The organism is Krasilnikoviella flava (genome assembly GCF_900167525.1).
In the GTDB taxonomy this organism is placed as follows: domain Bacteria; phylum Actinomycetota; class Actinomycetes; order Actinomycetales; family Cellulomonadaceae; genus Isoptericola; species Isoptericola flavus.
On the sequence record NZ_FUZQ01000002.1, the window covers coordinates 401867 to 423923 of the forward strand.

Below are 22057 nucleotides of genomic sequence, written 5' to 3' on the forward strand. Positions count from 1 at the left end.
GGCGCGCGGATAGGCTGGCCCGCATGGAGTTCCTCTACAACGTCTTCGTCGCGCTCCACTTCGTGGGCTGGGCGATCGTCCTCGGCGGCTACATCGCGTCGATCAAGGGCCCTGGCCTCTACCGTGGGGTCTTCCACGGCGCCGCGACGGCCGTCGTCGCGGGCGTCCTCATGGTCGGCACCGCCGAGATGGCCGACCTCTGGGCCGACGGCGGCCCCAGCATGGCGAAGATCGGCGTCAAGCTCGTCATCGCGCTGATCATCGCGATCCTCGCCTTCCTCGCCAAGCGCCAGGGCGCCAAGGGCGACAACGGCACGGGCGCGGTCGCCCCCGGCCTCAAGCACTCGATCGGCGCGCTGACGCTGGTCAACATCCTGGTCGCGGTCTTCTGGAACTGACCGCGCCGGGGCTCTCGGGGCGGCGACGATGAGCGTCCTCGGGGAGGTCTTGGTCGGGCTGGCGATCGCCGTCGGCCTGGTCGGCATCGTCGTGCAGGTGCTCCCCGGCAACGTGCTGGTGCTGGGGAGCATCCTCGTGTGGGCGTGGGTCACCGGCGGGACGGCGGCCTGGGTCTGCTTCGCCGTCGCCGCCGTGGCGGTGGCGCTCGCCGAGACCGGCCAGTGGTTGCTCGCTGGTCGTCACATGCGGCGCGCCGAGGTGCCCTGGAGCACGCTCGCGATCGCCGGCGTCGCGGGGATCGTCGGGTTCTTCGTGGTGCCCGTCGTGGGCCTCTTCCTGTTCTTCGCCGGCGCCGTGTACCTCGTCGAGCTGGCCCGTCGCCGCAACGCCGCCGTCGCGTGGACCGCCACGCGCGCGGCGCTCAAGGCCACGCTCATCACCATCGGCGTGCAGCTCGCCGGCGGCCTCGTCGCCACCGTCGCGTGGGTCGTGGGCCTCGTCGTGACCTGAGCTCGCCCCTCACCTCCCGGGCGTGTCCGCGACCCGGAACCGCACGACATCGATGACGTCACCGTCGCCGATGGCCGGGTAGTGGTGCGTGCGCAGCGCGTCGCGCAGCTGGTCCGCCGTGCAGGCCTCCAGGGCGGCCTGTTCGTCGGTGATCTCGGCGAACGGCGTCTGCTCCACGGGCTCGACCACGCCCGGCAGGGAGCGAAGGCGGTCGTCGAACTCGAACAGGAGGGTCACGGGGCCGGGTGCCGCCGGGTCTGCGAACCGGGTGGTGGCCGTCTTCGTCCCGGCGACGACGGCGTCCCAGTGCCGCGGGTTGAACCGCAGGAGGCGGGGCGGGGCCGCGCCCCGGCGTTCGTAGGCGTACGGCAGCAGCTCGCGGGCGGGCACCGCGACCAGGTCCGCGCCGTCGGGCACGACCACGTGCGCGTCGGGGTGCTGGTCGATCAGCACCTGACGGCACCGGCCGCACGGCGCCAGGACCCCTCGTCCGCCGTCGCCGACCGCGACGATCCCGGCGACCGGGATGCCTCCCGCGGCTGCCGCGACGCCGAGCGCGACCAGCTCCGCGCACGGACCTCCCGTGAAGTGGTGCACGTTGACGCCCGTGTGGACGCGGCCGTCCACGTCCATGACGGCAGCCGCGACCGTGTGCACCCCGGAGCCGTCGTCCGGCAGTCGGCTCGAGGCGGCCACGGCGGCGTCGAGGAGGAGCGCCTCGGGTGGGAAGAGCACGTGACGGAACGTACACCGCCCACCCGTCCAGGTCGCCGGGCCGCCGCTCCGACGTCAGGCGGGGAGGCTCCGCGGGGCATACATGATCACGGCGACTCCGACGAGGCAGAGCAGCGCGCCGGCGACGTCCCAGCGGTCGGGCCGGAAGCCGTCGACGACCATGCCCCACGCCAGCGACCCGGCGACGAACACCCCGCCGTACGCCGCCAGGATGCGGCCGAAGTTCGCGTCGGGCTGGAGGCTCGCGAAGAACCCGTACGCCCCGAGGGCGACGACGCCCGCCCCGATCCAGATCCAGCCGCGGTGCTCGCGCACCCCCTGCCACACCAGCCAGGCGCCGCCGATCTCGAAGACGGCGGCGGCGACGAAGAGCAGGATCGAGCGGAGCACGGTCATGCGCAGGAGTGTCGCGCGCCGGAGCTGTCCGCCGCGAGCCGGCGTCCGTCACCCGGCAGGGCTCTCCGTCACGTACACGGTGTTGCCGTCCGGGTCCCGGAACTCGAACATCGGCGGCGCCGACTCCCACAGCAGGAGCTCGCCGACGTCGGCGCCCGCCTGGGTCAGCGCGGCGTGGGCGGCGGCCGCGTCGGGCGTCGCCAGCCGGATCCCGGTGTCGACGCCGGCGGGCAGCTGCTCGCCGGCGCGCACGAGCGCGAGCGACGTCGTGGCGCCCGGCGCGGCGACGTCGATCCAGCGGAAGCCGGGCTGCAGCTCCGCGTCGAAGCGGACCTCGAGCCCGAGGGGCCCGGTGTAGAAGGCGAGCGCGGCGTCCTGGTCACGGACGGGGATCGCGACGGTCTGGACCTCGGTGAATCGGGCGGCGGACACGGTGACTCCTCCTCGGACGACCGCCCGGCGCCGGACGCGCCGGGTGCGGCACGGGTGAGACCGGGGGCGGGGCCGGATCTCATCGGCGACCGGCTTAGGGTGTCGGTCGACAGGCACGGCACGACGGAGGACCCATGACGACCCACGACGCGGCAGGGCGGCGGCACGACGAGCGGTGGCAGGTGCGCGTCGCGACGCTCGACGAGCTGGACGCGCGCACCGCCTACGAGGCGTGGCGCCTGCGGCAGGACGTGTTCGTGGTCGAGCAGGAGTGCGCCTACCCCGACCTGGACGGCCGTGACGGCGAGCCCACGGCGCGGCACGTCGTGCTGCTCGACGCGGATCAGGGCGGCCGTGTCGTCGCGACGGCCCGCGTGCTCGACGACGGCGACGTGCAGCGCATCGGTCGCGTCGTCTGCCACTCGGACGTGCGCGGCACCGGGGCGTCGGGCGTCCTCATGCGCGCCGCGCTCGAGGCCGCCACCGGGTCGGCGCCACGGGCCGACGTCGTGCTCGGGGCGCAGTCGCCGCTGACGGGCTGGTACGGGCGGTTCGGCTTCGTGCCGGACGGGCCGGAGTACCTCGAGGACGACATCCCGCACACCCCGATGCGGCTGCGCCGCTAGCTCTCGCCCGGCCCCAGGCGCACCGCGCCGACGATCCCGCGCGCCCGGGCGGCGGCGTCGGGCACCGCGTCGAGGCCGGCGTAGACGGCGAGGAACGCCTCGAAGAGCGCGGCCCCCGCCAGGGTCCGGGCCACCGCCTCCGTGTCGAGGTCGGCGGTGACCCGGCCGTCGCGTGCCTCGGCATCGAGGTAGGCCTGCACCTGGAGGGCCGGCCCCTGGGGCCCCGCACCGCGGCGGCCCAGGCCCTCGCGGTGCGCCGCGAGCAGCTCCGGTGCCCCGAGGATCGATGCGGCCATGGGGAACGACCGCGCGTAGAACGCGAACAGCTGCCCGACGAGGGCTGTGACGTTCCCCTGGACCGTCCCGCGGCCCACGAGGTCGGCGGGGGCGTCGAGCCGGGGGGCCCGCTCGGACAGCACACCGAGGAACAGTTCCTGCTTGTCGGAGAAGTGCTTGTAGAGCAACGCCTCGGAGCAGCCCGCCGCGCGCGCGATCTCCTTGGTCGTGGCCCGGGCGATCCCGCGTTCGCGCAGCACCGTCGCCGCCGCGTCGAGGATCCGGTCGCGTGTACCCATGCGTCCTCCTGGTCGTGGCCTGCCGTCGGTGCGGTCCGCGCCCTCCGCCCGCCCGTTGACAGGCCGGGGACCTGTCCCCATCCTAGAGGTGAGTGAACACTTACTCACCCGTCGGACACGAGGAGACGCTCATGAAGATCGCCGTGCTGGGAGCCACCGGACGGACCGGCCGCCTGGTGGTGGAGCAGGCGCGTCGCCGCGGGCACCATGTCGTCGCCGTCGTGCGCGACCGGTCCCGCCTGGGCGACCTCACGCCGGACGACGTCGCGACGGCCGACGGCCTGGACGCGGCCGCGGTCACCGCCGCGCTCGCGGGGGCCGACGCCGTGGTGTCGGCTCTGGGGCCGGTGCCGGGCAGCGGCCCCGGCGTGCAGGGCGAGCTCACCGAGGTGCTGGTGCGCGCCGCCCGCGACGCCGGGGTGGTCCGCGTCGTCGTCGTGACGGCGAGCGGCTGGGTGGTCGACGGCGACGACCCGCTGTCGCGCTATCTCGCCAAGCCGATCCTGGCCCGCGCGCTGCGCGACGCGAACGCGGGGTTCGCCCGCGCGGAGCCCGCGGTGCGTGGCTCCGGTCTCGACTGGACGATCGTGCGGCCGCCCATGCTGCGCGACGGCGCCGCCCGCGGCCGGTACCACGAGCGGCGTGACGGGAACGTGCGCTGGCGCTGGTCGATGCGCCGGGCCGACCTCGCCGCGGCGGTCTGCGACCTGCTGGAGGACCCGACGGCCGTCGGCGCGACGGTGTCGGTCGCGGGCTGAGCGACGGCCCACGGTCCGGGGTCGAGCGGCGGGCCGGCCGAGCTCGAGGAGCACCGGCCGGGCCGGGTGCAGCAGCTCGAACGCCCGGACAGGGCCGGCGGGCGTCACGAGATCGACGTCCGGCACGCGGCGGCCCCGCAGCGGATGGCCCGGGCCGAGGTCGTACGCGACGTCGAGCCCGGTGACCAGGGCGGCGACCGGGTGCCGGCGCCGTCGACGGCGAGCACGGCGTCGAGCAGGTCGGCGATCCCGCGCTGGTCGAGCAGCTCGATCGTGCGGGCGTCGATCCCGCCGCCGCGCGAGCCGACGAGGTCCTGCGACTCCCGCCGCTCGAGGACGACGACGTCCGCCCCCGCGAGCCGCAGCTCGCGCGCCAGCATCAGCCCGGTCGGGCCGCGCCCGACCGCCGCCACGTCGTGCACCTGGATCCCCCGATCGGTCGCCTGATCCCATCCTGTCCCGTTCTCCGGTGTCGGTCGCGGAGCCTAGGCTTGGTCCACGATGACCTCCCTGTTCGACAGCCTGTCCCTGCCCGGGTTCGACCACGCCGCGAAGGACGACACGGCACGCCTGCCGTCCACCGCCCCGCGCTGGGACGACGATGCCGCCGACCCGGCGTCCGGCGCGCCCGCGTGGGTGCGTGACGCGGCATCGGACGCCCACGACGGCGGCGAGCCCGGCCGGCCTCGGGTCGGCGGGGCGTTCTCCCACCTGGACCCCGACGCGCTGCTGGAGGGGCTCAACCCGCAGCAGCGGGCCGCCGTCGAGCACCACGGGTCGCCGCTGCTCATCGTCGCGGGCGCGGGGTCGGGCAAGACGCGCGTGCTCACGCACCGCATCGCGCACCTCCTGGCCACGGGCCGGGCGCGGGCGGGGGAGATCCTCGCGATCACCTTCACCAACAAGGCCGCCGCGGAGATGCGCGAGCGCGTGGAGCACCTCGTGGGCCCGGCCGGCGGCCGGATGTGGGTCTCGACGTTCCACTCCGCCTGCGTCCGGATCCTGCGCAAGGAAGCAAAGACCCTCGGCCTGCGCTCCAGCTTCTCCATCTACGACGCGGCGGACTCGCAGCGCCTCATCACGCTGGTGACGCGCGAGCTGGACCTCGACGCGAAGAAGTACCCGGCGCGCTCGCTGGCGCACAAGATCAGCGACCTCAAGAACGAGCTGATCGACCCGGAGACCTACGCGCGGTCGTCCGGCGCGGACACCGCCGAGCACGCCGACGCCGTGGAGCCGACCGGCTCGGGCTGGCGGGCCCGGGCGGCCGGCGGCGGGCTCGCCGACGGCGGGGCGCCGGAGTTCGACACGGTCCTCGCCGACGTCTACCGCCGTTACCAGCAGCGGCTCGCGCAGGCGAACGCGCTCGACTTCGACGACATCATCATGACCACCGTGAACCTGCTGCAGGCGTTCCCCAACGTGGCGGAGCACTACCGCCGCCGGTTCCGGCACATCCTCGTGGACGAGTACCAGGACACGAACCACGCCCAGTACATGCTGGTGCGCGAGCTCGCGGGCGCCACCGCCGACGGCCCCGGCGTCGACGGCCTCGTCCCCGCCGAGCTCACCGTCGTCGGCGACGCCGACCAGTCGATCTACGCGTTCCGCGGCGCCACGATCCGCAACATCGTGGAGTTCGAGGAGGACTACCCGGACGCCACGACCATCCTGCTGGAGCAGAACTACCGCTCCACGCAGACGATCCTGACGGCCGCCAACGCGGTGATCTCGCGCAACCCCGACCGCAAGCCGAAGCGGCTGTGGACCGACGCCGGCGCGGGGGAGAAGATCGTCGGCTACGTGGCCGACGACGAGCACGGCGAGGCGCGGTTCGTCGCGGAGGAGATCGACCGGCTCGGCGACGCCGACGGCGTGCGCCCGGGCGACGTCGCGGTGTTCTACCGCACCAACGCGCAGTCCCGCGCGCTGGAGGAGGTGCTGATCCGCGTCGGCCTGCCGTACAAGGTGGTGGGCGGCACCCGGTTCTACGAGCGCCGCGAGGTCAAGGACGCCGTCGCCTACCTGCGCGCCCTGGCGAACCCGGACGACGACGTCAACCTGCGTCGCGTGCTCAACGTGCCCAAGCGCGGGCTGGGGGACAAGGCCGAGTCCATGGTGGCCGGGTTCGCGGACCGCGAGCGCGTCTCGTTCGGCACCGCCCTGGAGCGCGCCGACGAGATCCCCGGCCTGACGACCCGCACGTCCAAGCCGCTGCTGGCGTTCCGCGACATGATGCGCGAGCTGCGTGCCCTCGTCGACGCCGGCGAGCCCCCCGCGACGATCCTCGGCGCGGTGCTGGACCGCACGGGCTACCTCGCCGAGCTGCGCGCGTCCGACGACCCGCAGGACGCGTCCCGGGTGGAGAACCTCGCCGAGCTGCACGCCGTCGCGGCCGAGTTCAGCGAGCTCGACCCCGAGGGCGACCTGGCGGACTTCCTCGAGCGCGTGTCGCTCGTGGCCGACGCCGACCAGATCCCCGACGAGGACGTGGCCGACGGCGAGGCGGAGCAGGAGCCCAAGGAGGACCAGGGCGTCGTCACCCTCATGACCCTGCACACCGCGAAGGGGCTGGAGTTTCCCGTCGTCTTCCTCACGGGCATGGAGGACGGCACGTTCCCGCACATGAGGTCGCTGCACGACGACACGGAGCTCGCCGAGGAGCGGCGGCTGGCCTACGTGGGGATCACGCGCGCCCGCCAGCGGCTGTACGTCAGCAGGTCGGCGGTGCGGTCCGCGTGGGGCACGCCCAACGAGTTCCCGCCCAGCCGATTCCTCGAGGAGGTCCCCGAGGAGCTGTGGGACTGGCGGCGGCGGGAGTCGTCCACCCAGTACCTGCGACGCGGCGGGTCCGCCTGGGGCGGGTCGGGTCGCGACCGCCGGGGCGGCACGGGCGGTACCTGGTCGCCGGAGCGCCGCTCGTCGGGCACGGCGGCGCCGACCGAGCGCCGCGCGCCGTCGTCGGGCGTGGGCGGCCGGCTCGGCACGCCGAAGGGCGGCGGCGCGACGTCGGGTGGCACGGGCGCGACGTTCGGATCGGCCACGCCGCGCAAGGACGCGGACGTCCCGTCGCTCGACGTCGGGGACAAGGTGACGCACGACGCCTACGGGCTCGGCACGGTCGTCTCGCTCGAGGGCAGCGGGCCCAACGCGGTCGCGCGGATCGACTTCGGCTCCGACGGCACGAAGCGGCTGCTCCTGCGGTACTCGCCGGTCACGAAGCTCTGACGCTCCGAGCCTCGGCGGCCGTCGCGCGAGGGCGGTGGCGGCCTGGCATGGTGACCGTGTGCTGCTCGACGCGAGGACGCTGCGGGGGCTGGCGGACGGGACGGTGACGCACACGTACCGGCGGTGGTCCGTGGTGCGGGTGCGCCCCGGGTCGACGATGCGCACGCGCGTCGGGGTGGTCGAGGTGACGGCGCTCGACCTGATCGCCCTGGAGGACGTCGACGACCCGGACGCCGGCGGGGCGGGGTTCCGCTCGGGTGCGGCCGCGAGGTCCTGGATCGAGAAGCGCGGCGAGGGCGAGCTGTACCGCGTGGGCCTGCGCCTGGCCGGCCCGGACCCGAGGGTCGCTCTGCGCGAGGACGGCGACCTCGACGCGGCGGCCGTGGACAAGATCCGGGCCCGGCTGGCGCGGATGGACCGCGCGGCGCCGGAGCCGTGGACCCGCGCCTACCTCGAGCTGGTCGCGGCGCGGCCCGCCGTCGTCGCGCGCACCCTGGCGGAGGGGCTCGGGATGGAGCGCGACCCGTTCAAGATCCGGGTGCGCCGGCTCAAGGAGCTCGGCCTCACCGAGAGCCTCGACGTCGGCTACCGCCTGTCCCCGCGCGGTCGGGCGTACCTGGCCGCGACCGAGGCCGACCGCGCGACGTGAGACCCGCGGCGCTCATGGGTGCGCAGCCGGCACGACACCTGCGTGTACACCCTGGGCGCTCAGGCCGCGCGGGGCTCCTGCTCGGTGGCGCTGCGGAGCGCCGCGACGTCGCTGCCCGCCTCGTGCAGCACGGTCTCGAGGAGACGCCCGCCGGGGCAGTCGGCACGGAGGACGCCCAGGAGCAGGTGGCGGTCGTCGATCCCCTTGTCGCCCAACCGGATCGCCTCGCGCAGCGAGAGCTCGAGCGCCTTGCGGGCATCCGCGGTGAACGGCCAGTGCTTGCGGCGTCGCGTGCCTCGGTGCGCGGCCCGCTCGAGCGCCCCCGTACCGAAGACCTCGTCGGCGCGCCGGCTGACCTCGTCGAGGTCGATCCCGACGGCGGCGAGCGCCTCGGCGTCGAGCACCTCGCCGTGCCGCACGGCGTCCCGGGCGAGCGTGGCGAGATGCTCGGGCCGGACCCCGCAGGCCGCCAGCGCGACGGGGGCGCGTCCCGTGCTCTCGGCGAGCGTGACGACCAGGTGCCGGGTGTCGATCGACTCCGACCGCTCACGCTCGGCGACCTCGACCGCGCCCTGCACCACCGCGCGTGCGTCCTTGGTGAACTTCTCGAACATCAGATCCTCCTGCCGTGCTTCTTGTGGACCGCCTGCTTGCTCACGCCGAGCGCGTCCGCGACGTCCTGCCACGACCAGCCGAGGCCCCGGGCGCGCTCCACCTGGAGCGTCTCGAGCCGGTCGGCCAGGTCGCGCAGCGCGCGCACGGCCCGCAGGCCCTCTGCTGGGTCGTCGCCGGCGGCCGCGCCGGCCAGCGTCTTCTCCGTCATGCCGTCAACGATGGTTGACGGCATGGAAACTGTCAACCCTGGTTGACGCACCGAGCCCGAGGCCGACGGCCGGGCGGGCGGATGTGGGATCGGTCACCTGCGGCGGGGGAATGCAGGGCCGATGTTCCCGGCGTCGTGCGGGTCGGACTACCCTGTTCGGGGATGTCTTGATGTCGAGACATCCGTTCGTGCCGGCCTCTGCCGACCCAGGGGCACCACCGATGGAAGGACGCAGCAGGGTGGACCTGTTCGAATACCAGGCTCGCGACATCTTCGAGAAGCACGGCGTGCCCGTGCTCGGCGGCGTCGTCGCGACGACGCCCGAAGAGGCTCGCGCAGGTGCAGAGAAGCTCGGCGGCGGGACCGTCGTCGTCAAGGCCCAGGTGAAGGTCGGTGGCCGCGGCAAGGCCGGCGGCGTCAAGCTGGCCCACTCCCCGGCTGAGGCCGAGGAGAAGGCCGGCGAGATCCTCGGGATGGACATCAAGGGCCACACGGTCCACCGTGTGATGGTCGCGCAGGGCGCCAAGATCGCCGAGGAGTTCTACTTCTCCGTGCTGCTGGACCGCGCGAACCGCAACTACCTCGCCATGTGCTCCGTCGAGGGCGGCATGGAGATCGAGCAGCTCGCCGTCGAGCGCCCCGAGGCGCTCGCCCGCGTCGCCGTCGACCCGATCGTCGGCATCGACGAGGCCAAGGCCCGCGAGATCGTCGACACGGCGAACTTCGCCGAGGACCTCAAGGCCCCCGTCGCCGACGTCATCCAGAAGCTCTGGACGGTCTTCACGGCCGAGGACGCCACCCTCGTCGAGGTGAACCCGCTGGTCCGCACCGAGGACGGCGCGATCGTCGCCCTCGACGGCAAGGTGACGCTGGACGACAACGCCTCCGAGGTGCGCCACCCCGACCACGAGGCGCTCGAGGACAAGGCCGCGGCTGACCCGCTGGAGGCCAAGGCCAAGGAGAACGGCCTCAACTACGTCAAGCTCGACGGCGAGGTCGGCATCATCGGCAACGGCGCGGGCCTCGTGATGAGCACCCTCGACGTCGTCGCCTACGCCGGCGAGGCGCACGGCGGCGTGAAGCCCGCCAACTTCCTCGACATCGGCGGCGGCGCGAACGCCACCGTCATGGCGAACGGCCTGGACGTCATCCTCAACGACCCGCAGGTCAAGAGTGTGTTCGTCAACGTCTTCGGCGGGATCACCGCCTGCGACGAGGTTGCCAAGGGCATCGTGGGCGCGCTGGAGATCCTCGGCGACGAGGCCAGCAAGCCGCTCGTGGTGCGCCTGGACGGCAACAACGTGGACCTCGGCCGCGCCATCCTGCGCGAGGCGAACCACCCGCTGGTCACCCTGGCCGAGACCATGGACGGCGGCGCCGACAAGGCTGCCGAGCTGGCCAACGCCTGATCGCCCCGAGACGACGCGGAAAGCAGAGACTTCACTGACATGTCCATCTACCTGAACAAGGACAGCAAGATCATCGTCCAGGGCATCACCGGCGGGATGGGTGCCAAGCACACCGCCCTGATGCTCGACTCCGGCGCACAGATCGTGGGCGGCGTGAACGCCCGCAAGGCCGGCACCACCGTGACCCACAAGGACCACGAGGACAACGACGTCACCCTGCCCGTCTTCGGCACCGTCAAGGAGGCCATGGCGGAGACCGGCGCGAACGTGTCGGTCCTGTTCGTGCCCCCGGCGTTCACCAAGGACGCGGCGATCGAGGCCGTCGACGCCGAGATGCCGCTGATCGTCGTCATCACCGAGGGTGTCCCGGTGCAGGACTCGGCCGAGGTCTTCGCCTACCTCCAGGGCAAGAAGACCCGCATGATCGGCCCGAACTGCCCGGGCGTCATCACGCCGGGCGAGTCGCTCGCCGGCATCACGCCGCACACCATCACCGGCAAGGGCCCGATCGGCCTCGTGTCGAAGTCGGGCACCCTGACCTACCAGATGATGTACGAGCTGAAGGACCTCGGGTTCTCCACCGCCATCGGCATCGGCGGCGACCCGGTCATCGGCACCACGCACATCGACGCGCTCGAGGCCTTCGAGAACGACCCGGAGACCAAGGCCATCGTCATGATCGGCGAGATCGGCGGCGACGCCGAAGAGCGCGCGGCGGCCTACATCGCCGAGCACGTCACGAAGCCGGTCGTCGGCTACGTGGCCGGCTTCACCGCCCCCGAGGGCAAGACGATGGGCCACGCCGGCGCCATCGTCTCCGGCTCGGCGGGCACCGCGCAGGCCAAGAAGGAGGCCCTCGAGGCCGTGGGCGTGAAGGTCGGCAAGACGCCGTCCGAGACCGCCGAGCTCATGCGGGAGATCCTGCAGGCGCTCTGACCCCTCCGTCGCTCGAGCGCGTCGAGACCAGGTCTCGACGCGCTCGACCAGCGGTTCGACGTCGGCGCCCGTCCCCCCGGGGGCGGGCGCCGTCGTCGTGTCTGCGCTCTTCCGCCGCCGCGCCGGGTGACGATGGGCCGGTGAGCGCACCGCCCGGCACCCGCCCCACCCGCACCGCCAGGACCGTCGACGGCGACGCGCCCGCCCGGCGCGTCGGTCGCGGGGGCGAGCGCTTCGCCACCGCGACGTCCGGCGCCTGGGCCACGGTGCAGGGGGTCGTGCTGTCCGGGGCGGTCGTGGTGCTGCTGGCGGTGGTCGGCGTGCTCGGCGGGTCGCCGGACTCCGCGTGGACCGGCGCCGTGGGCGTGGCGACCGGGCTGTGGCTGCTGGGTCACGGCGTGCCGATCGACGCGGGCGCCGGAGTGATCACCCTGGTCCCGCTCGGCATCGGCGCCCTCGCGGTCTTCACCACCTACGTCTCCGTCCGGCGCTCCGCCCTGCCGACCCTGGCCGCCTGGGTCGGGGCCACCACGACCTACGCGGTCGTGACGGTCGCGCTCGCGGCCGCGACGGCGGGCGTGGCGGGCGGCGACGGGCTCGCCTCTGCTGGCACCCGGCTGGCCCTCGCGGCGCTCGGCGGCGTCGTCGTGGGCGGCGCCGGCGCGGCGCTCGGGATCCTCGTCCCGCCGGACCGGCCCGAGGTCGTCGTCCCGGGTGGCCTGCTCGACCGCGCCGTGCCCGACGTCGTGCGGCTCGGCCTGCAGGCGGGGACGGTCGCACTCGTGGCGCTGTCCGGCCTGGGGGCCGCCCTCACGATCGTGTGGGTCGTGGCGGGACGTGCGACGTCGGAGGACGTGGTGACCGGCCTCGACCCGGGGTGGATCGGCGGGATCGTCTTCGCCGTGGCCCAGCTCGCGCTGCTGCCCAACCTCGTGCTGTGGGCGACGTCCTGGTTGGCCGGGCCCGGGTTCGCCGTGGGCCAGGGCACGTCGTTCGCCCCGGGCGGCACCGAGGCGGGCCCGCTGCCCGCCGTGCCGCTGCTGGGTGCGCTGCCGGGCCCCGACTGGGCCGGCCTGACGGCGGCCGTCGGCGGTCCGCTGGCCGTCGTGGCCTGCGGCGCGCTCGCGGGGTGGTTCGCGTGGCGCCGGCTCGACCCCGAGCGCGTGCAACGGGCCGACCTGGCCCAGGTGCTCGCGGGGGTCGTGCTCCTGGCCGGCGTCGCGACCGCGGTGCTGCAGAGGTGGGCCGGGGGAGCGGCAGGCGCCGGGCGCCTGGCGCAGGTGGGCGCGGACCCGCTGCTCACCGGTGCCGTCGTGGCGGTCGAGGTCGGTGTCGGGGCGGCGGTCGTGCTGGCGTGGGCGTACCTGGACGTCGGGGCGCGGCTGCGTCGCGAGTAGCCCGCCCGAGTAGGGTTTGCGTCGTGCAGACCCCGTCCGGCCACCCTGTCGCGTCCACCTCCGCCCAGGCCACGGCCCAGGCCCGGCTCGTCGTCCTGGCCTCCGGCGGCGGCTCCAACCTTGCCGCCCTCCTCGCGGCCCACGACGACATGGCCTACGGGGCCCGCGTCGTGGGGGTCGTCTCCGACAAGCCCGGCGCCGGAGCGCTCGACCTGGCGCGCGACGCCGGCGTTGCGTCCGTCGTCGTCGCCCCGAAGGACTTCGACGACCGGCCGGCGTGGAACGTCGGGATGGCGGAGGCGGTCGCCGTCTTCCGGCCCGATTACGTGGTGCTCGCCGGGTTCATGCGCATCCTCGCGTCCTCGTTCGTCGAGCGGTTCGCGGGCCGGATCGTCAACACGCACCCCGCGCTGCTGCCATCGTTCCCCGGCGCGCACGGCGTGCGCGACGCCCTCGCGTACGGGGTCAAGGTGACCGGCTGCACGGTGCACGTCGTGGACGCTGGCGTCGATACGGGGCCGATCCTCGCGCAGGCCGTCGTGCCCGTGCACGACGCCGACGACGAGGCGTCGCTGCACGAGCGGATCAAGGTCGCCGAGCGTGCGCTGCTCGTCGAGACCGTGGGCCGCGTCGCGCGCGAGGGACTGCGCGTCGACGGCCGGCGCGCGACCCTCGGCTGAGGTCGCGCCTCAGCCCTTCGCGGTCGTGCCCGCGTCCCCGCGCGGGTCGTCGCGCGGGGCGACCGCGGTGAGCAGCTGGTACACCTCGCGTGGGGTCTCGCCCGCGTCGCGGGCCGCCGAGAGGCTGCGTTCCGACCAGCGGTTGAGGAGCTCTGAGAGCTCGAGGATGAGCTCGTTCGCGTCGTCGCGGGTGAGCAACATCGTGGTGAGCATGAACGTGCGGCCGGCGTCCCGGGTCTCCTCGTGGCTCCCGTGCGAGAACACCTCGGAGAGCCACTCGACGGTCGGTCGCAGGATGAGGTCGGCGGCGTCGCCGGCGGCGGGCTTCACGTTGTAGCTCGTCGCGACGTTCTTCCATACGCGGTCCCGCTTGTCGCGGGCGTGCTCGGGGGCCTCGACGATCATCCCGGCCTTGGCGAGCACCCGGAGGTGGAAGCTCACGGAGTTCGCGGGCTGCCCGATCGCCTCGGCCAGGTCGGCGGCACGGGCGTGCCCGACCACCGCGAGCTGCATGAGGATCCGTTGCCGCACCGGGCTGGCGATGGCGCGCAACGACTCCGGGTCGCTGATGTCCATGGTCTCCAGCACGTCCCGAAGCCTAGCAACGTCTCGCAACATCAAGTGCGCAACTACTATTGCGCAACTGTAGTTGCGGGACTAGCGTCCTTCCCATGAGCCAGACCACGGCGGCCGCAGCGCCGTCCACCGCGAGCGAGACCGCCACCCCGGCCGAGGGGACCGCGACGACCGAGGTCCTCGAGCCCCTGCGGCGCAACCGCCCGTTCATGCTGCTGATGACCGGGCTCACCGCCCAGTCGCTGGGTGGCAGCGTCACCAGGTTCGCCGTGCCGCTGCTGGCGCTGCAGCTCACCGGCTCGCCGACCGCCGCAGGGCTCGTGGCGGCGATCGGGCAGACCGGTGCGCTGCTGGCGGCGCTGCCGGCGGGCGTCGTCGCCGACCGCACGGACCGGCGCCGTCTGGTCGTCGTCGCGGCGGCCACCGCGGCCCTGCTGTGGGCCACGGTGGTGGTCGCCGGCGTCCTGGGCGGGCTCGCCGCCTGGCACCTCGCCGCCGTGCTCTTCGGGGCGGCGGTGGCGACCGCGTTCCTCGATCCCGCCATCAGCGGCGCCTTCCGGTCCGTCGTCCCCCAGGCGCAGCTGCCCACGGCGTACGCGACCGCGCAAGGGCGCGACGCCGTCGCCGGGATGCTCGGCGGCCCGCTGGGCGGCGCGCTCTACGGCATCGCGCACGTGGTCCCGATGGTCGGGGCGGTCGTGGGTGGCGCGGCCACCGCCGTCTGCGCGTTCTTCGTCCGGGAACCGCTGAACGGGGACGTCGACGCCGCGCGCGCCACGCGCCCCCTCGTGGCGCTGCGGCAAGGGCTGCGCTTCGTATGGTCGGTGCCCCTGTTCCGGGCCTGCCTGGGGATGTTCGTCGTGGTCAACATCGCGCTGAGCGGGATGATGATCGGCATCAACCTCGAGCTCGCGCGGACCGGGACGGCGCCGGTGCTCATCGGCGTCTTCGACATGGTGGCGGCCGGGTCGATGCTGCTGGGCTCCGTGCTCGCGCCGCCGCTCGTAGCACGGGCGCGGCTAGGTGCGGTGACCGTGGTCTCGCTCGGGCTGCTCGTCGTCGCCTTCGCCGGCATGGCCCTGGTGCAGACCTACGTCGGGTACGTGGTCCTCATCGGGGTGGGGGTGCTGCTGGTCCCGGCGGTGAACTCCGCGATGGCGGGCTACACCGCGGCGATCACCCCGGACCGGATGCAGGGCCGGCTCGCGTCTGTGCTGGGGCTCAGCGGCGTGGCGGCGATGCCGGTGGCACCGCTGGTGGGCGGCGCCCTGCTCGGCGCCGGCGGCATCGGCGTCGTCCTGTGGAGCCTGGTGGCGCTGCTCGCCGCGACGGTCGTCGGCCTCGCCCTGGTGCCGTCGCTGTGGCGGGTCGGCGCCCCGGACGCCTGGGCGGACGACGCGCTCCCGATGCCCGCGGAGTGATCCCGCGGGCCGTCAGGTCCAGGGCGGCGTCTACCCCGCCGGGCCCTGACGGCTCCCGAGGGTCAGACGGCCGACCAGCCGGCGTCCGACGCGAGGATCGCGCCGTTGAGGTTCACGGCGTCCGTCGACAGCAGGAACGTGATCGACGCGGCGAGGTGCTCCGCCGTCGCGATGCCGGGGATGTTCCCCATGTACCGGCCGATGCGCGCGCCGCCGAACTCGGCCTGCGCGGGCACCTGGATGCCGGTCGCGACGCCGCCCGGGGCGACGGCGTTGACCTGCACGCCCGTGCCCGCGTACATCACGGCGGACGACTTGGTGAGGCCGACGACGGCGTGCTTCGACGCCGTGTACGCGGCGCCGGCGGCGGACCCGCGCAGGCCCGCCTCCGAGGCGACGTTGACGATCCGGCCGCGGCCGGCCGCGAGCATCCCGGGCAGGACGGCCCGCATGAGGCGCATCGTGCCGTCGACGTTCACGCGCATGACGCGCTCCCACATGGCGTCGGTGAGCTCGTGCACCGCCCCCATGTCGTCCATGATCCCGGCGACGTTGGCGAGGGCGTCGACCCGGTCGCCGGCGGCACGCACGATCTCCTCGACCGACTCCGGCGACGTGATGTCGCCCGCGACGGCGACGACCTCGCCGGGCAGGGAGGCGGCGAGCTCGTCCAGCTTCTCCTTCGTCAGGTCGACGGCGACGACGCGGCCGCCCTCGCGGGCCACGCGGGAGGCGACGGCCCGGCCGATGCCGGACGCGGCGCCGGTCACGACGACGGTCTGCCCGGCGAAGCGGCCGGGGGTGACCTGCTCGGTCCAGGGCGCGGGGGCGGCAGCGGGGGAGGCCTCGTCCTCGGTCGCCTCGTCCGGCGCCTGCTCGCGGTACGCGGCGACGAGGCCGTCGACCATCTCGGCGGGGAACTGGCCGTTCGACATGGCGACGAGCTGCTCGAGCGGCAGGTTGCGTGCCGGGGCGAGGGCCTCGGCCGACGCGCCGGCCTGCTCGAGGACGGCGCCGAGGATGCGGCCTCCGACGGGGTGGTCGAGCCACGCGCCGACGGTCGAGGATGCGGACAGGGCCATGGTGCTCTCCTTGCTGGACGTTCCCCGCGAGGGGCTAACCGGACAACACTGTCCGGTTGTTAGTGTATTCCGGTGCCCACCGACCGGAGCAACTCGCGCCCGACCGCCCGGAGCAACCCGGGCCCGGCGGCCGCCGCCCGCAACCGCGCGGCGCTCCTGGATGCCGCGCACGCCGTCTTCGCCGAGTCCGGCACCGCCGCCCCGCTGAGCTCCGTCGCGCGTCGCGCCGGCGTCGGCCAGGGCAGCCTCTACCGGCACTTCCCGGACCGCGTCTCGCTCGTCGCCGCCGTCGTCGAGGAGAACGTGGCCGAGCTGGAGGCGGTCTCCGTCGCCGGGGCCGCGCTCCCCGAGCTCCTCGGGCTCGTGACGCGGCACGCCATCGAGTCCGTGGGCGTCGTCGACCTGCTGGCCGAGGACCGGCCGGGGCGCATGCTCGAGCTGCGCGAGCGTGTCGCGGCCGTGCTCGCCGCGCACCTCGCGGCGGCGCTCGCGGCCGGGCAGGTGCCCGCCGGCACCACCGTGGAGGACCTCATGCTCGGCGTCGAGCTCGTCGCGGGGGCGCTCACGCGGCGTCCTGCGGCCGAGCGTGCGGCGATGGCCGCGCGGGCCTGGCGGCTCCTCGGGATCAGCGTGTCGCTGCCGTGACTCGGCCCCGCGGGGTTCGGTAGACTCGCCGCGGTCGTGACTGGCGAAGGTGGACAACCACCGGGGAGCGGCCACCCCCAGATCGACCCGCTGTGCGCGCCGCCCGCCTGGGTGCCAGGGTCTTCGAGAGACGACTTTCGAGGAGACCTTCATGACCGGCGCCCACTCCACCGCCCACGTCACGGCCCCTGACGTCCAGCTCGCCGACGACGCCCAGCGCCCCGTGCGCCGCGCGCTGCTGAGCGTCTACGACAAGACCGGCCTGATCGAGCTCGCGACCGCCCTGCACGCCGCGGGAGTCGAGCTCGTGTCCACCGGGTCCACGGCGTCGAGGATCGCCGACGCCGGCGTGCCCGTCACGCGTGTCGAGGAGCTCACCGGCTTCCCCGAGTGCCTCGAGGGCCGCGTCAAGACGCTCCACCCCCGCGTGCACGCCGGCATCCTGGCCGACACCCGCAAGGCCGACCACCTGGCCCAGCTCGCCGACCTCGGCATCGAGACGTTCGAGCTCGTGGTCGTGAACCTCTACCCGTTCGCCGCGACCGTCGCGTCGGGCGCCGGACCGGACGAGGTCGTCGAGCAGATCGACATCGGCGGGCCGTCCATGGTCCGCGCCGCGGCGAAGAACCACCCGAGCGTCGCGATCGTCGTCGACCCGGCGCGGTACGACGACGTGGTCGCAGCCGTGGCCGGGGGCGGGTTCACCTTCGCGCAGCGCAAGCGCCTCGCCGCCGCCGCGTTCGCGCACACCGCGCAGTACGACGTCGCGGTCTCCTCCTGGTTCGCGAGCGCGTACGCGCCCGACGAGGTGGCGCTCGAGTCGCACATGCCCGACGTCGCGGGCGCCACGTTCGAGCGGTCCGCCGTGCTGCGCTACGGCGAGAACCCGCACCAGCGGGCCGCGCTGTTCACGCGGACCGACGGCGGCACCGGTCTCGCCCAGGCCACGCAGCTGCACGGCAAGGCGATGAGCTACAACAACTACGTCGACGCCGACGCCGCCTGGCGCGCCGCGCACGACCACGAGGGCCCCGCCGTCGCCGTCATCAAGCACGCCAACCCCTGCGGCATCGCGGTCGGCCACGACATCGCGCAGGCGCACGCCCGGGCGCACGCCACCGACCCCGTCTCGGCCTACGGCGGCGTCATCGCGGCCAACCGGGTGATCACGAAGGCCGCGGCCGAGCAGATCGCGCCCGTGTTCACCGAGGTCGTCGTCGCTCCGGGCTTCGAGCCCGAGGCGCTCGCGATCCTGCAGGCCAAGAAGAACGTGCGCCTGCTCGTGGTCGACACCCCGCCGCACGCCATCGCCGAGAACCGCCCGATCTCCGGCGGCATGCTCGTCCAGGAGGTCGACCGGTTCCAGGCCGAGGGCGACGACCCCGCGTCGTGGACCCTGGCCGCCGGCGATGCCGCAGACGAGGCGACGCTCGCCGACCTCGCCTTCGCGTGGAAGGCCGTGCGCGCCGCCAAGTCCAACGCGATCCTGCTCGCCGCCGACGGCGCAGCGGTCGGCATCGGCATGGGCCAGGTCAACCGCGTCGACTCCTGCCGCCTGTCCGTCGAGCGCGCCAACACGCTCGCCGAGGGGCAGGAGCGGGCGCGCGGTGCCGTCGCGGCCTCCGACGCGTTCTTCCCCTTCGCCGACGGTCTGCAGGTGCTGCTCGATGCCGGCGTCCGCGCCGTCGTGCAGCCCGGCGGCTCCATCCGTGACCCCGAGGTGATCGAGGCGGCGCAGGCCGCCGGCGTCACGATGTACCTCACCGGGACACGCCACTTCGCGCACTGACCCATCCAGCGGTCGAGCCTGTCGAACCCGGTGGTCGGGTCTCGACGGGCTCGACCGGCGCCGTCAGACGACGGCGGCCTCAGACGACGGCGGTCTTCAGCCGGACGGCCGGGTCGGTGGCGCGCGCGAGGTCCAGCCGCAGCGGCTCCCCGCGGCTCATGAGCCGGCGCACGCCACCGACGTCGCGCGGGGAGTCGACCAGGAGGACGGCGCGCACGGTCGCGACGCCGTCCGCCCCACCGTCGACCCCCCCGTGCGCGTGGCCGGCCGCCTCGACCGGGTCCAGGTAGAGCGCCGCCCACGGCCCCTCGCCCGGGACGCCCCGGAGCAGCACGGGGGAGCCGGGGGCGGGCAGCCCCAGCAGGGCCAGGTCGTGGCCCAGCTGCTGGGAGAACACGTAGGGCGCGTGGCCCGTGCCGGCGGGCTCCACGCCGAGCATCGCGCGGACGGTCGCGTCCGGGTCGTGCAGCGCCGCCGACCAGTGCCCGCCGGGCACCGTGCCGAAGACGGGGTGCGCGCGCGAGGCGACGTCCCCCACCGCCCAGACGCCCGGGTGGCCGGGGACGCGCCCGTCGCCGTCCACGTGCAGCGCGCCGCGCGCGTCCAGCGGGAGCACGCCGGCCAGCCAGCCCGACGCCGGCCGGGCGCCCACCGCGGTGAGCACGAAGTCGGCGGGCACGTGCTCGCCACCGGCTAGGACCACGCCCGAGCCGTCGACCGCCGCCACCGCGGCACCCGTGCGCAGCCCGACGCCCGCGTCCGCGTACCAGCCGGCGAGGTGGGCCCCGACCTCGCCACCGAGCTGGCGGGACAGGGGCGCGTCGGCCGCCTCCAGGACGGTGACGTCGGCCCCGGCGCCGGCGGCGACGCCCGCCACCTCGGCGCCGATCCAGCCGGCGCCCACGATCACCAGGCGCAGCCCGCGCCCGCCGGTCGAGCGCAGCGCCGACCGGAGCCGGTCGGCGTCGGCGGCCGTGTGCAGGACGGACGACGCGGCGAAGCCCGGGGGCACGATCGGGACGGAGCCCACCGCGAGGACGACGGCGTCCGCCGCGACGTCCCCCCGCGCGGTCGTGACGACCACGCCGTCCTGCCCTGTCGTCAGCGCCTGCGCCCGCTCGGAGAGCCGCACGTCGTCGGCCAGCGCCTCGACGTCGACGCCGAGGTCCGCGCTCAGCCACACGGGCTCCGGGCGCGTCAGCAGCTCCTTGGACAGCGGCGGGCGGTCGTACGGCGGCACGCCCTCCGCGCCGAGCAGCGTGACCCGCCCGCCGAAGCCGTGCGCCCGCAGGGCCGCGACGGTCTGCGCGCCCGCGAGCCCGGCCCCGACGACGACCACGGACCGGGGCGGTGCGGAAGGGCGGGGTCGCGGAGGTCGGGGCGGGGTGGTGGGCTCGGGCACGGTCCTCACCGTAACCCCGCGGCGGAGAGACCCGGCGCCCGCCCGCACGCCGCGACGGTAGGCTCGGCTGCCGTGGATCCCCGTGCGCTGCCCGACCCTCGACGAGAGCCCGGTGGGAGCAAGCCCGCGCCGTCGTGGCACTCCGTCGAAGCCGGGCCCGTCGAACCGGCGCGGGCCCTGCCCGGCCCGGAGCGCGCCATCGTCACCGTGCTCGGCGGCGTCGTGCTCGCCGTCCTGCTCGGCGTGCTGGTCGGCGCCCGCCTGGGGACCGGCACCATCGCGCTCACGCTGGCCGTGGCCGGCACCTGGCGCGCCACGTCGAGCACGGGGCCCGTCGGGCTGGTCGTACGGAGCCGCGGCTTCGACGTCTTCCTGTGCTGGACCGGCGCCGTCGTCATCGGCCTGCTGGCGCTCACGGCCCCCGGCCTGAGCTGACCTGAGCTGAGCCGCACGGCGGCGGGAACGACGAGGGCCGGCACCCCCGCGGGGATGCCGGCCCTCGTGCTCGACAGGACGTCAGACGCGCGGTGCGTCGCCCTTCGGCTCGTCGTCCGTGCCCGACGTCGTCGTGGTGGAGGCGTCGTCGACCGCGTCGGCCTCGGCCAGGGCGCCGTCGTCGACGACGTCGTGCTGGCGGGGCTCGTCGACGAGGCCGTCGCCGAGGTCGTCACCGGCCGCGGTGCCGACCTCGACCCGGACGGCTGCCGGCACCGGCGCGAACGCCCGGTAGAACAGGGCGGCGAGCGCCGCGCCGACCAGCGGCCCGACGATGAAGAGCCAGAGCTGGCCCCACGTCCAGCCGCCCGCGAAGACTGCGGAGGCGAACGACCGCGCCGGGTTGAGCGACGCGTTGGTGACGGGCCAGGCCACGATGATCAGGGCGCCGAGCGCCAGGCCGATGACGGCCGGGGCGAACGTGACCTTCGAGCGCTTGCTCGTCACCGCGAGGATGACGCCGACGAAGACCGCGGTCACGACGACCTCGACGAGGAGCGCCGACCACTGGCTGAACTCGGCCTGGCCGCCGGTCACGGCCGAGAGCGGCGAGTGGCTGCCGAACCCGTTCGCGGTGCCGGCGAAGACGCCGGCCTTGTCCTCGGCGCTGACCAGCGCGGCGTAGCCGGCCGGGATCAGGGAGAACAGGACGGCGGCGGCCGCGACACCGCCGACGAGCTGCGCCACCCAGTACCACCCGAGGTCGCGCCACGAGGCGCGCCCCGCGAGGGTGATCCCGAGCGTGACCGCCGGGTTGAAGTGGCCGCCCGACACGCCGCCGACGGCGGCGATGGCGCCCATCACGAGGATGCCGCCGGCGAGCGCCACCGGGAGGATCTGGCCGCCGTTGGCGGCGTTGAACGTCGCGGTGCCCACGATCCCGAGCACCAGCACGAACGTGCCGAAGGCCTCGGCGGCGAGCCGCGGGAACAGGCCGTACTGAGGGTTGTCGGGGGCCGTCTCGACGTCGACCGAAGCCGTACCGCTCTCGGCGGCGATGTCCTGGGACATTGAGGGTCCTTCTCTGCTCGGGAGACGGGCGTCTCGGTGTGCCCCTCAGTTCGGAGGGGCCCGGTCGTGCGTGACCGGCCTCA

General features: G+C 74.6%; 25 protein-coding genes and 1 riboswitch. Of the genes, 14 read left to right on the plus strand and 11 right to left on the minus strand.

The window, feature by feature from the left end; genetic code table 11:
• Positions 1-23 precede the first annotated feature (23 nt).
• Positions 24-398, plus strand: coding sequence for a hypothetical protein (locus tag B5Y66_RS06525; protein ID WP_079572639.1), 375 nt, complete (start codon positions 24-26; stop codon positions 396-398).
• 28 nt (positions 399-426) lie between these two features.
• The gene (locus tag B5Y66_RS06530) at positions 427-909 is read left to right on the plus strand and encodes a DUF456 domain-containing protein (RefSeq protein WP_079572641.1); all 483 of its coding nucleotides are present in this window, start codon (positions 427-429) and stop codon (positions 907-909) included.
• Positions 910-918: 9 nt separating this feature from the next.
• On the opposite strand, the gene B5Y66_RS06535 is transcribed toward B5Y66_RS06530, so the two are convergent.
• From B5Y66_RS06535 to B5Y66_RS06545, 3 genes are read right to left on the minus strand one after another with little or no spacing between them, the layout of a single operon-like run.
• On the minus strand, positions 919-1644 hold the full coding sequence (locus tag B5Y66_RS06535) for an ASCH domain-containing protein (protein ID WP_079572643.1): 726 nt from the start codon (positions 1642-1644) through the stop codon (positions 919-921).
• Positions 1645-1698: 54 nt separating this feature from the next.
• Positions 1699-2040, minus strand: a complete 342-nt coding sequence (locus tag B5Y66_RS06540; RefSeq protein WP_079572646.1) for a YnfA family protein — start codon at positions 2038-2040, stop codon at positions 1699-1701.
• Between the two features lie 48 nt (positions 2041-2088).
• Positions 2089-2472 (minus strand): VOC family protein, encoded by a 384-nt coding sequence (locus tag B5Y66_RS06545; RefSeq protein WP_079572648.1) that lies wholly within the window; start codon positions 2470-2472, stop codon positions 2089-2091.
• A gap of 134 nt (positions 2473-2606) precedes the next feature.
• Here B5Y66_RS06545 and B5Y66_RS06550 point away from each other — a divergent pair, with 134 nt between their 5' ends.
• Entirely contained in the window at positions 2607-3098 is a 492-nt protein-coding gene (locus B5Y66_RS06550) for a GNAT family N-acetyltransferase (protein ID WP_079572651.1), read from the plus strand.
• On the opposite strand, the gene B5Y66_RS06555 is transcribed toward B5Y66_RS06550, so the two are convergent.
• Positions 3095-3673, minus strand: a complete 579-nt coding sequence (locus B5Y66_RS06555; RefSeq protein WP_079572653.1) for a TetR/AcrR family transcriptional regulator — start codon at positions 3671-3673, stop codon at positions 3095-3097. The two genes, B5Y66_RS06550 and B5Y66_RS06555, sit on opposite strands and share 4 nt — an antisense overlap.
• Before the next feature lie 131 nt (positions 3674-3804).
• Here B5Y66_RS06555 and B5Y66_RS06560 point away from each other — a divergent pair, with 131 nt between their 5' ends.
• Positions 3805-4431 (plus strand): NAD(P)-dependent oxidoreductase, encoded by a 627-nt coding sequence (locus B5Y66_RS06560; RefSeq protein WP_079572655.1) that lies wholly within the window; start codon positions 3805-3807, stop codon positions 4429-4431.
• 104 nt (positions 4432-4535) lie between these two features.
• On the opposite strand, the gene B5Y66_RS06565 is transcribed toward B5Y66_RS06560, so the two are convergent.
• A complete protein-coding gene (locus tag B5Y66_RS06565; protein WP_079572657.1) occupies positions 4536-4853 on the minus strand; it encodes an FAD-dependent monooxygenase in 318 nt (105 codons plus the stop codon).
• 79 nt (positions 4854-4932) lie between these two features.
• Between B5Y66_RS06565 and B5Y66_RS06570 the strand changes: the two genes are divergently transcribed.
• Together B5Y66_RS06570 and B5Y66_RS06575 are read left to right on the plus strand one after the other, a co-directional pair.
• Positions 4933-7659: a UvrD-helicase domain-containing protein gene (locus B5Y66_RS06570; RefSeq protein ID WP_079572659.1), complete on the plus strand. Its 2727-nt coding sequence runs from the start codon at positions 4933-4935 to the stop codon at positions 7657-7659.
• Positions 7660-7717: 58 nt separating this feature from the next.
• Positions 7718-8308, plus strand: a complete 591-nt coding sequence (locus B5Y66_RS06575) for a hypothetical protein (RefSeq protein WP_079572661.1) — start codon at positions 7718-7720, stop codon at positions 8306-8308.
• Between the two features lie 59 nt (positions 8309-8367).
• On the opposite strand, the gene B5Y66_RS06580 is transcribed toward B5Y66_RS06575, so the two are convergent.
• On the minus strand, positions 8368-8922 hold the full coding sequence (locus tag B5Y66_RS06580; protein WP_079572663.1) for a Clp protease N-terminal domain-containing protein: 555 nt from the start codon (positions 8920-8922) through the stop codon (positions 8368-8370).
• On the minus strand, positions 8922-9131 hold the full coding sequence (locus tag B5Y66_RS06585; protein WP_079572665.1) for an RNA polymerase subunit sigma-70: 210 nt from the start codon (positions 9129-9131) through the stop codon (positions 8922-8924). The genes B5Y66_RS06580 and B5Y66_RS06585 overlap by 1 nt, the downstream gene beginning before the upstream one ends.
• Before the next feature lie 239 nt (positions 9132-9370).
• Between B5Y66_RS06585 and sucC the strand changes: the two genes are divergently transcribed.
• The 4 genes from sucC to purN all read left to right on the plus strand — a co-directional run bounded on the left by sucC (position 9371) and on the right by purN (position 13553).
• Positions 9371-10540 carry an ADP-forming succinate--CoA ligase subunit beta gene (gene sucC / locus B5Y66_RS06590; RefSeq protein ID WP_079572667.1) on the plus strand — a complete coding sequence of 390 codons (1170 nt, stop codon included), beginning with the start codon at positions 9371-9373 and terminating at the stop codon, positions 10538-10540.
• Between the two features lie 39 nt (positions 10541-10579).
• Complete coding sequence (gene sucD, locus B5Y66_RS06595) at positions 10580-11476, plus strand: succinate--CoA ligase subunit alpha (RefSeq protein WP_079572669.1); 897 nt, start codon at positions 10580-10582, stop codon at positions 11474-11476.
• 140 nt (positions 11477-11616) lie between these two features.
• A complete protein-coding gene (locus tag B5Y66_RS06600) occupies positions 11617-12873 on the plus strand; it encodes a cell division protein PerM (RefSeq protein ID WP_079572671.1) in 1257 nt (418 codons plus the stop codon).
• 23 nt (positions 12874-12896) lie between these two features.
• The gene (purN, locus tag B5Y66_RS06605) at positions 12897-13553 is read left to right on the plus strand and encodes a phosphoribosylglycinamide formyltransferase (RefSeq protein ID WP_079572673.1); all 657 of its coding nucleotides are present in this window, start codon (positions 12897-12899) and stop codon (positions 13551-13553) included.
• Positions 13554-13562: 9 nt separating this feature from the next.
• Here the strand turns inward: purN and B5Y66_RS06610 are convergent, their stop codons facing one another.
• On the minus strand, positions 13563-14141 hold the full coding sequence (locus tag B5Y66_RS06610; RefSeq protein WP_217700739.1) for a winged helix-turn-helix domain-containing protein: 579 nt from the start codon (positions 14139-14141) through the stop codon (positions 13563-13565).
• Positions 14142-14224: 83 nt separating this feature from the next.
• On the opposite strand from B5Y66_RS06610, the gene B5Y66_RS06615 reads away from it, so the two are divergent.
• Positions 14225-15550: an MFS transporter gene (locus B5Y66_RS06615; protein WP_079572675.1), complete on the plus strand. Its 1326-nt coding sequence runs from the start codon at positions 14225-14227 to the stop codon at positions 15548-15550.
• 62 nt (positions 15551-15612) lie between these two features.
• Here B5Y66_RS06615 and B5Y66_RS06620 read toward each other — a convergent pair whose 3' ends face one another.
• The gene (locus tag B5Y66_RS06620; RefSeq protein ID WP_079572677.1) at positions 15613-16632 is read right to left on the minus strand and encodes an SDR family NAD(P)-dependent oxidoreductase; all 1020 of its coding nucleotides are present in this window, start codon (positions 16630-16632) and stop codon (positions 15613-15615) included.
• A 72-nt stretch (positions 16633-16704) separates the two neighbouring features.
• Here B5Y66_RS06620 and B5Y66_RS06625 point away from each other — a divergent pair, with 72 nt between their 5' ends.
• The gene (locus B5Y66_RS06625; RefSeq protein WP_079572679.1) at positions 16705-17277 is read left to right on the plus strand and encodes a TetR/AcrR family transcriptional regulator; all 573 of its coding nucleotides are present in this window, start codon (positions 16705-16707) and stop codon (positions 17275-17277) included.
• Between the two features lie 26 nt (positions 17278-17303).
• A riboswitch (ZMP/ZTP riboswitch) is annotated at positions 17304-17397 on the plus strand.
• A 31-nt stretch (positions 17398-17428) separates the two neighbouring features.
• Entirely contained in the window at positions 17429-19066 is a 1638-nt protein-coding gene (gene purH / locus B5Y66_RS06630) for a bifunctional phosphoribosylaminoimidazolecarboxamide formyltransferase/IMP cyclohydrolase (protein WP_079572681.1), read from the plus strand.
• A 79-nt stretch (positions 19067-19145) separates the two neighbouring features.
• Here the strand turns inward: purH and B5Y66_RS06635 are convergent, their stop codons facing one another.
• Entirely contained in the window at positions 19146-20468 is a 1323-nt protein-coding gene (locus B5Y66_RS06635) for an NAD(P)/FAD-dependent oxidoreductase (RefSeq protein WP_245806963.1), read from the minus strand.
• A 72-nt stretch (positions 20469-20540) separates the two neighbouring features.
• On the opposite strand from B5Y66_RS06635, the gene B5Y66_RS06640 reads away from it, so the two are divergent.
• Positions 20541-20903 carry a DUF3017 domain-containing protein gene (locus B5Y66_RS06640; protein WP_245806964.1) on the plus strand — a complete coding sequence of 121 codons (363 nt, stop codon included), beginning with the start codon at positions 20541-20543 and terminating at the stop codon, positions 20901-20903.
• An 81-nt stretch (positions 20904-20984) separates the two neighbouring features.
• Here B5Y66_RS06640 and B5Y66_RS06645 read toward each other — a convergent pair whose 3' ends face one another.
• Positions 20985-21974, minus strand: a complete 990-nt coding sequence (locus B5Y66_RS06645) for an aquaporin (protein ID WP_217700741.1) — start codon at positions 21972-21974, stop codon at positions 20985-20987.
• Positions 21975-22057: the final 83 nt, after the last annotated feature.

What these genes read in the sequence shown, in the direction of transcription:
- B5Y66_RS06525 (WP_079572639.1), top strand. Translation starts at nt 24, where the DNA reads ATGGAGTTCCTCTACAACGTCTTCGTCGCGCTCCACTTCGTGGGCTGG.
- B5Y66_RS06530 (WP_079572641.1), top strand. Translation starts at nt 427, where the DNA reads ATGAGCGTCCTCGGGGAGGTCTTGGTCGGGCTGGCGATCGCCGTCGGC.
- B5Y66_RS06540 (WP_079572646.1), bottom strand. Translation starts at nt 2,040, where the DNA reads ATGACCGTGCTCCGCTCGATCCTGCTCTTCGTCGCCGCCGCCGTCTTC.
- B5Y66_RS06550 (WP_079572651.1), top strand. Translation starts at nt 2,607, where the DNA reads ATGACGACCCACGACGCGGCAGGGCGGCGGCACGACGAGCGGTGGCAG.
- B5Y66_RS06555 (WP_079572653.1), bottom strand. Translation starts at nt 3,673, where the DNA reads ATGGGTACACGCGACCGGATCCTCGACGCGGCGGCGACGGTGCTGCGC.
- B5Y66_RS06560 (WP_079572655.1), top strand. Translation starts at nt 3,805, where the DNA reads ATGAAGATCGCCGTGCTGGGAGCCACCGGACGGACCGGCCGCCTGGTG.
- B5Y66_RS06570 (WP_079572659.1), top strand. Translation starts at nt 4,933, where the DNA reads ATGACCTCCCTGTTCGACAGCCTGTCCCTGCCCGGGTTCGACCACGCC.
- B5Y66_RS06580 (WP_079572663.1), bottom strand. Translation starts at nt 8,922, where the DNA reads ATGTTCGAGAAGTTCACCAAGGACGCACGCGCGGTGGTGCAGGGCGCG.
- B5Y66_RS06585 (WP_079572665.1), bottom strand. Translation starts at nt 9,131, where the DNA reads ATGACGGAGAAGACGCTGGCCGGCGCGGCCGCCGGCGACGACCCAGCA.
- sucD (WP_079572669.1), top strand. Translation starts at nt 10,580, where the DNA reads ATGTCCATCTACCTGAACAAGGACAGCAAGATCATCGTCCAGGGCATC.
- B5Y66_RS06615 (WP_079572675.1), top strand. Translation starts at nt 14,225, where the DNA reads ATGAGCCAGACCACGGCGGCCGCAGCGCCGTCCACCGCGAGCGAGACC.
- B5Y66_RS06620 (WP_079572677.1), bottom strand. Translation starts at nt 16,632, where the DNA reads ATGGCCCTGTCCGCATCCTCGACCGTCGGCGCGTGGCTCGACCACCCC.
- purH (WP_079572681.1), top strand. Translation starts at nt 17,429, where the DNA reads ATGACCGGCGCCCACTCCACCGCCCACGTCACGGCCCCTGACGTCCAG.
- B5Y66_RS06645 (WP_217700741.1), bottom strand. Translation starts at nt 21,974, where the DNA reads ATGTCCCAGGACATCGCCGCCGAGAGCGGTACGGCTTCGGTCGACGTC.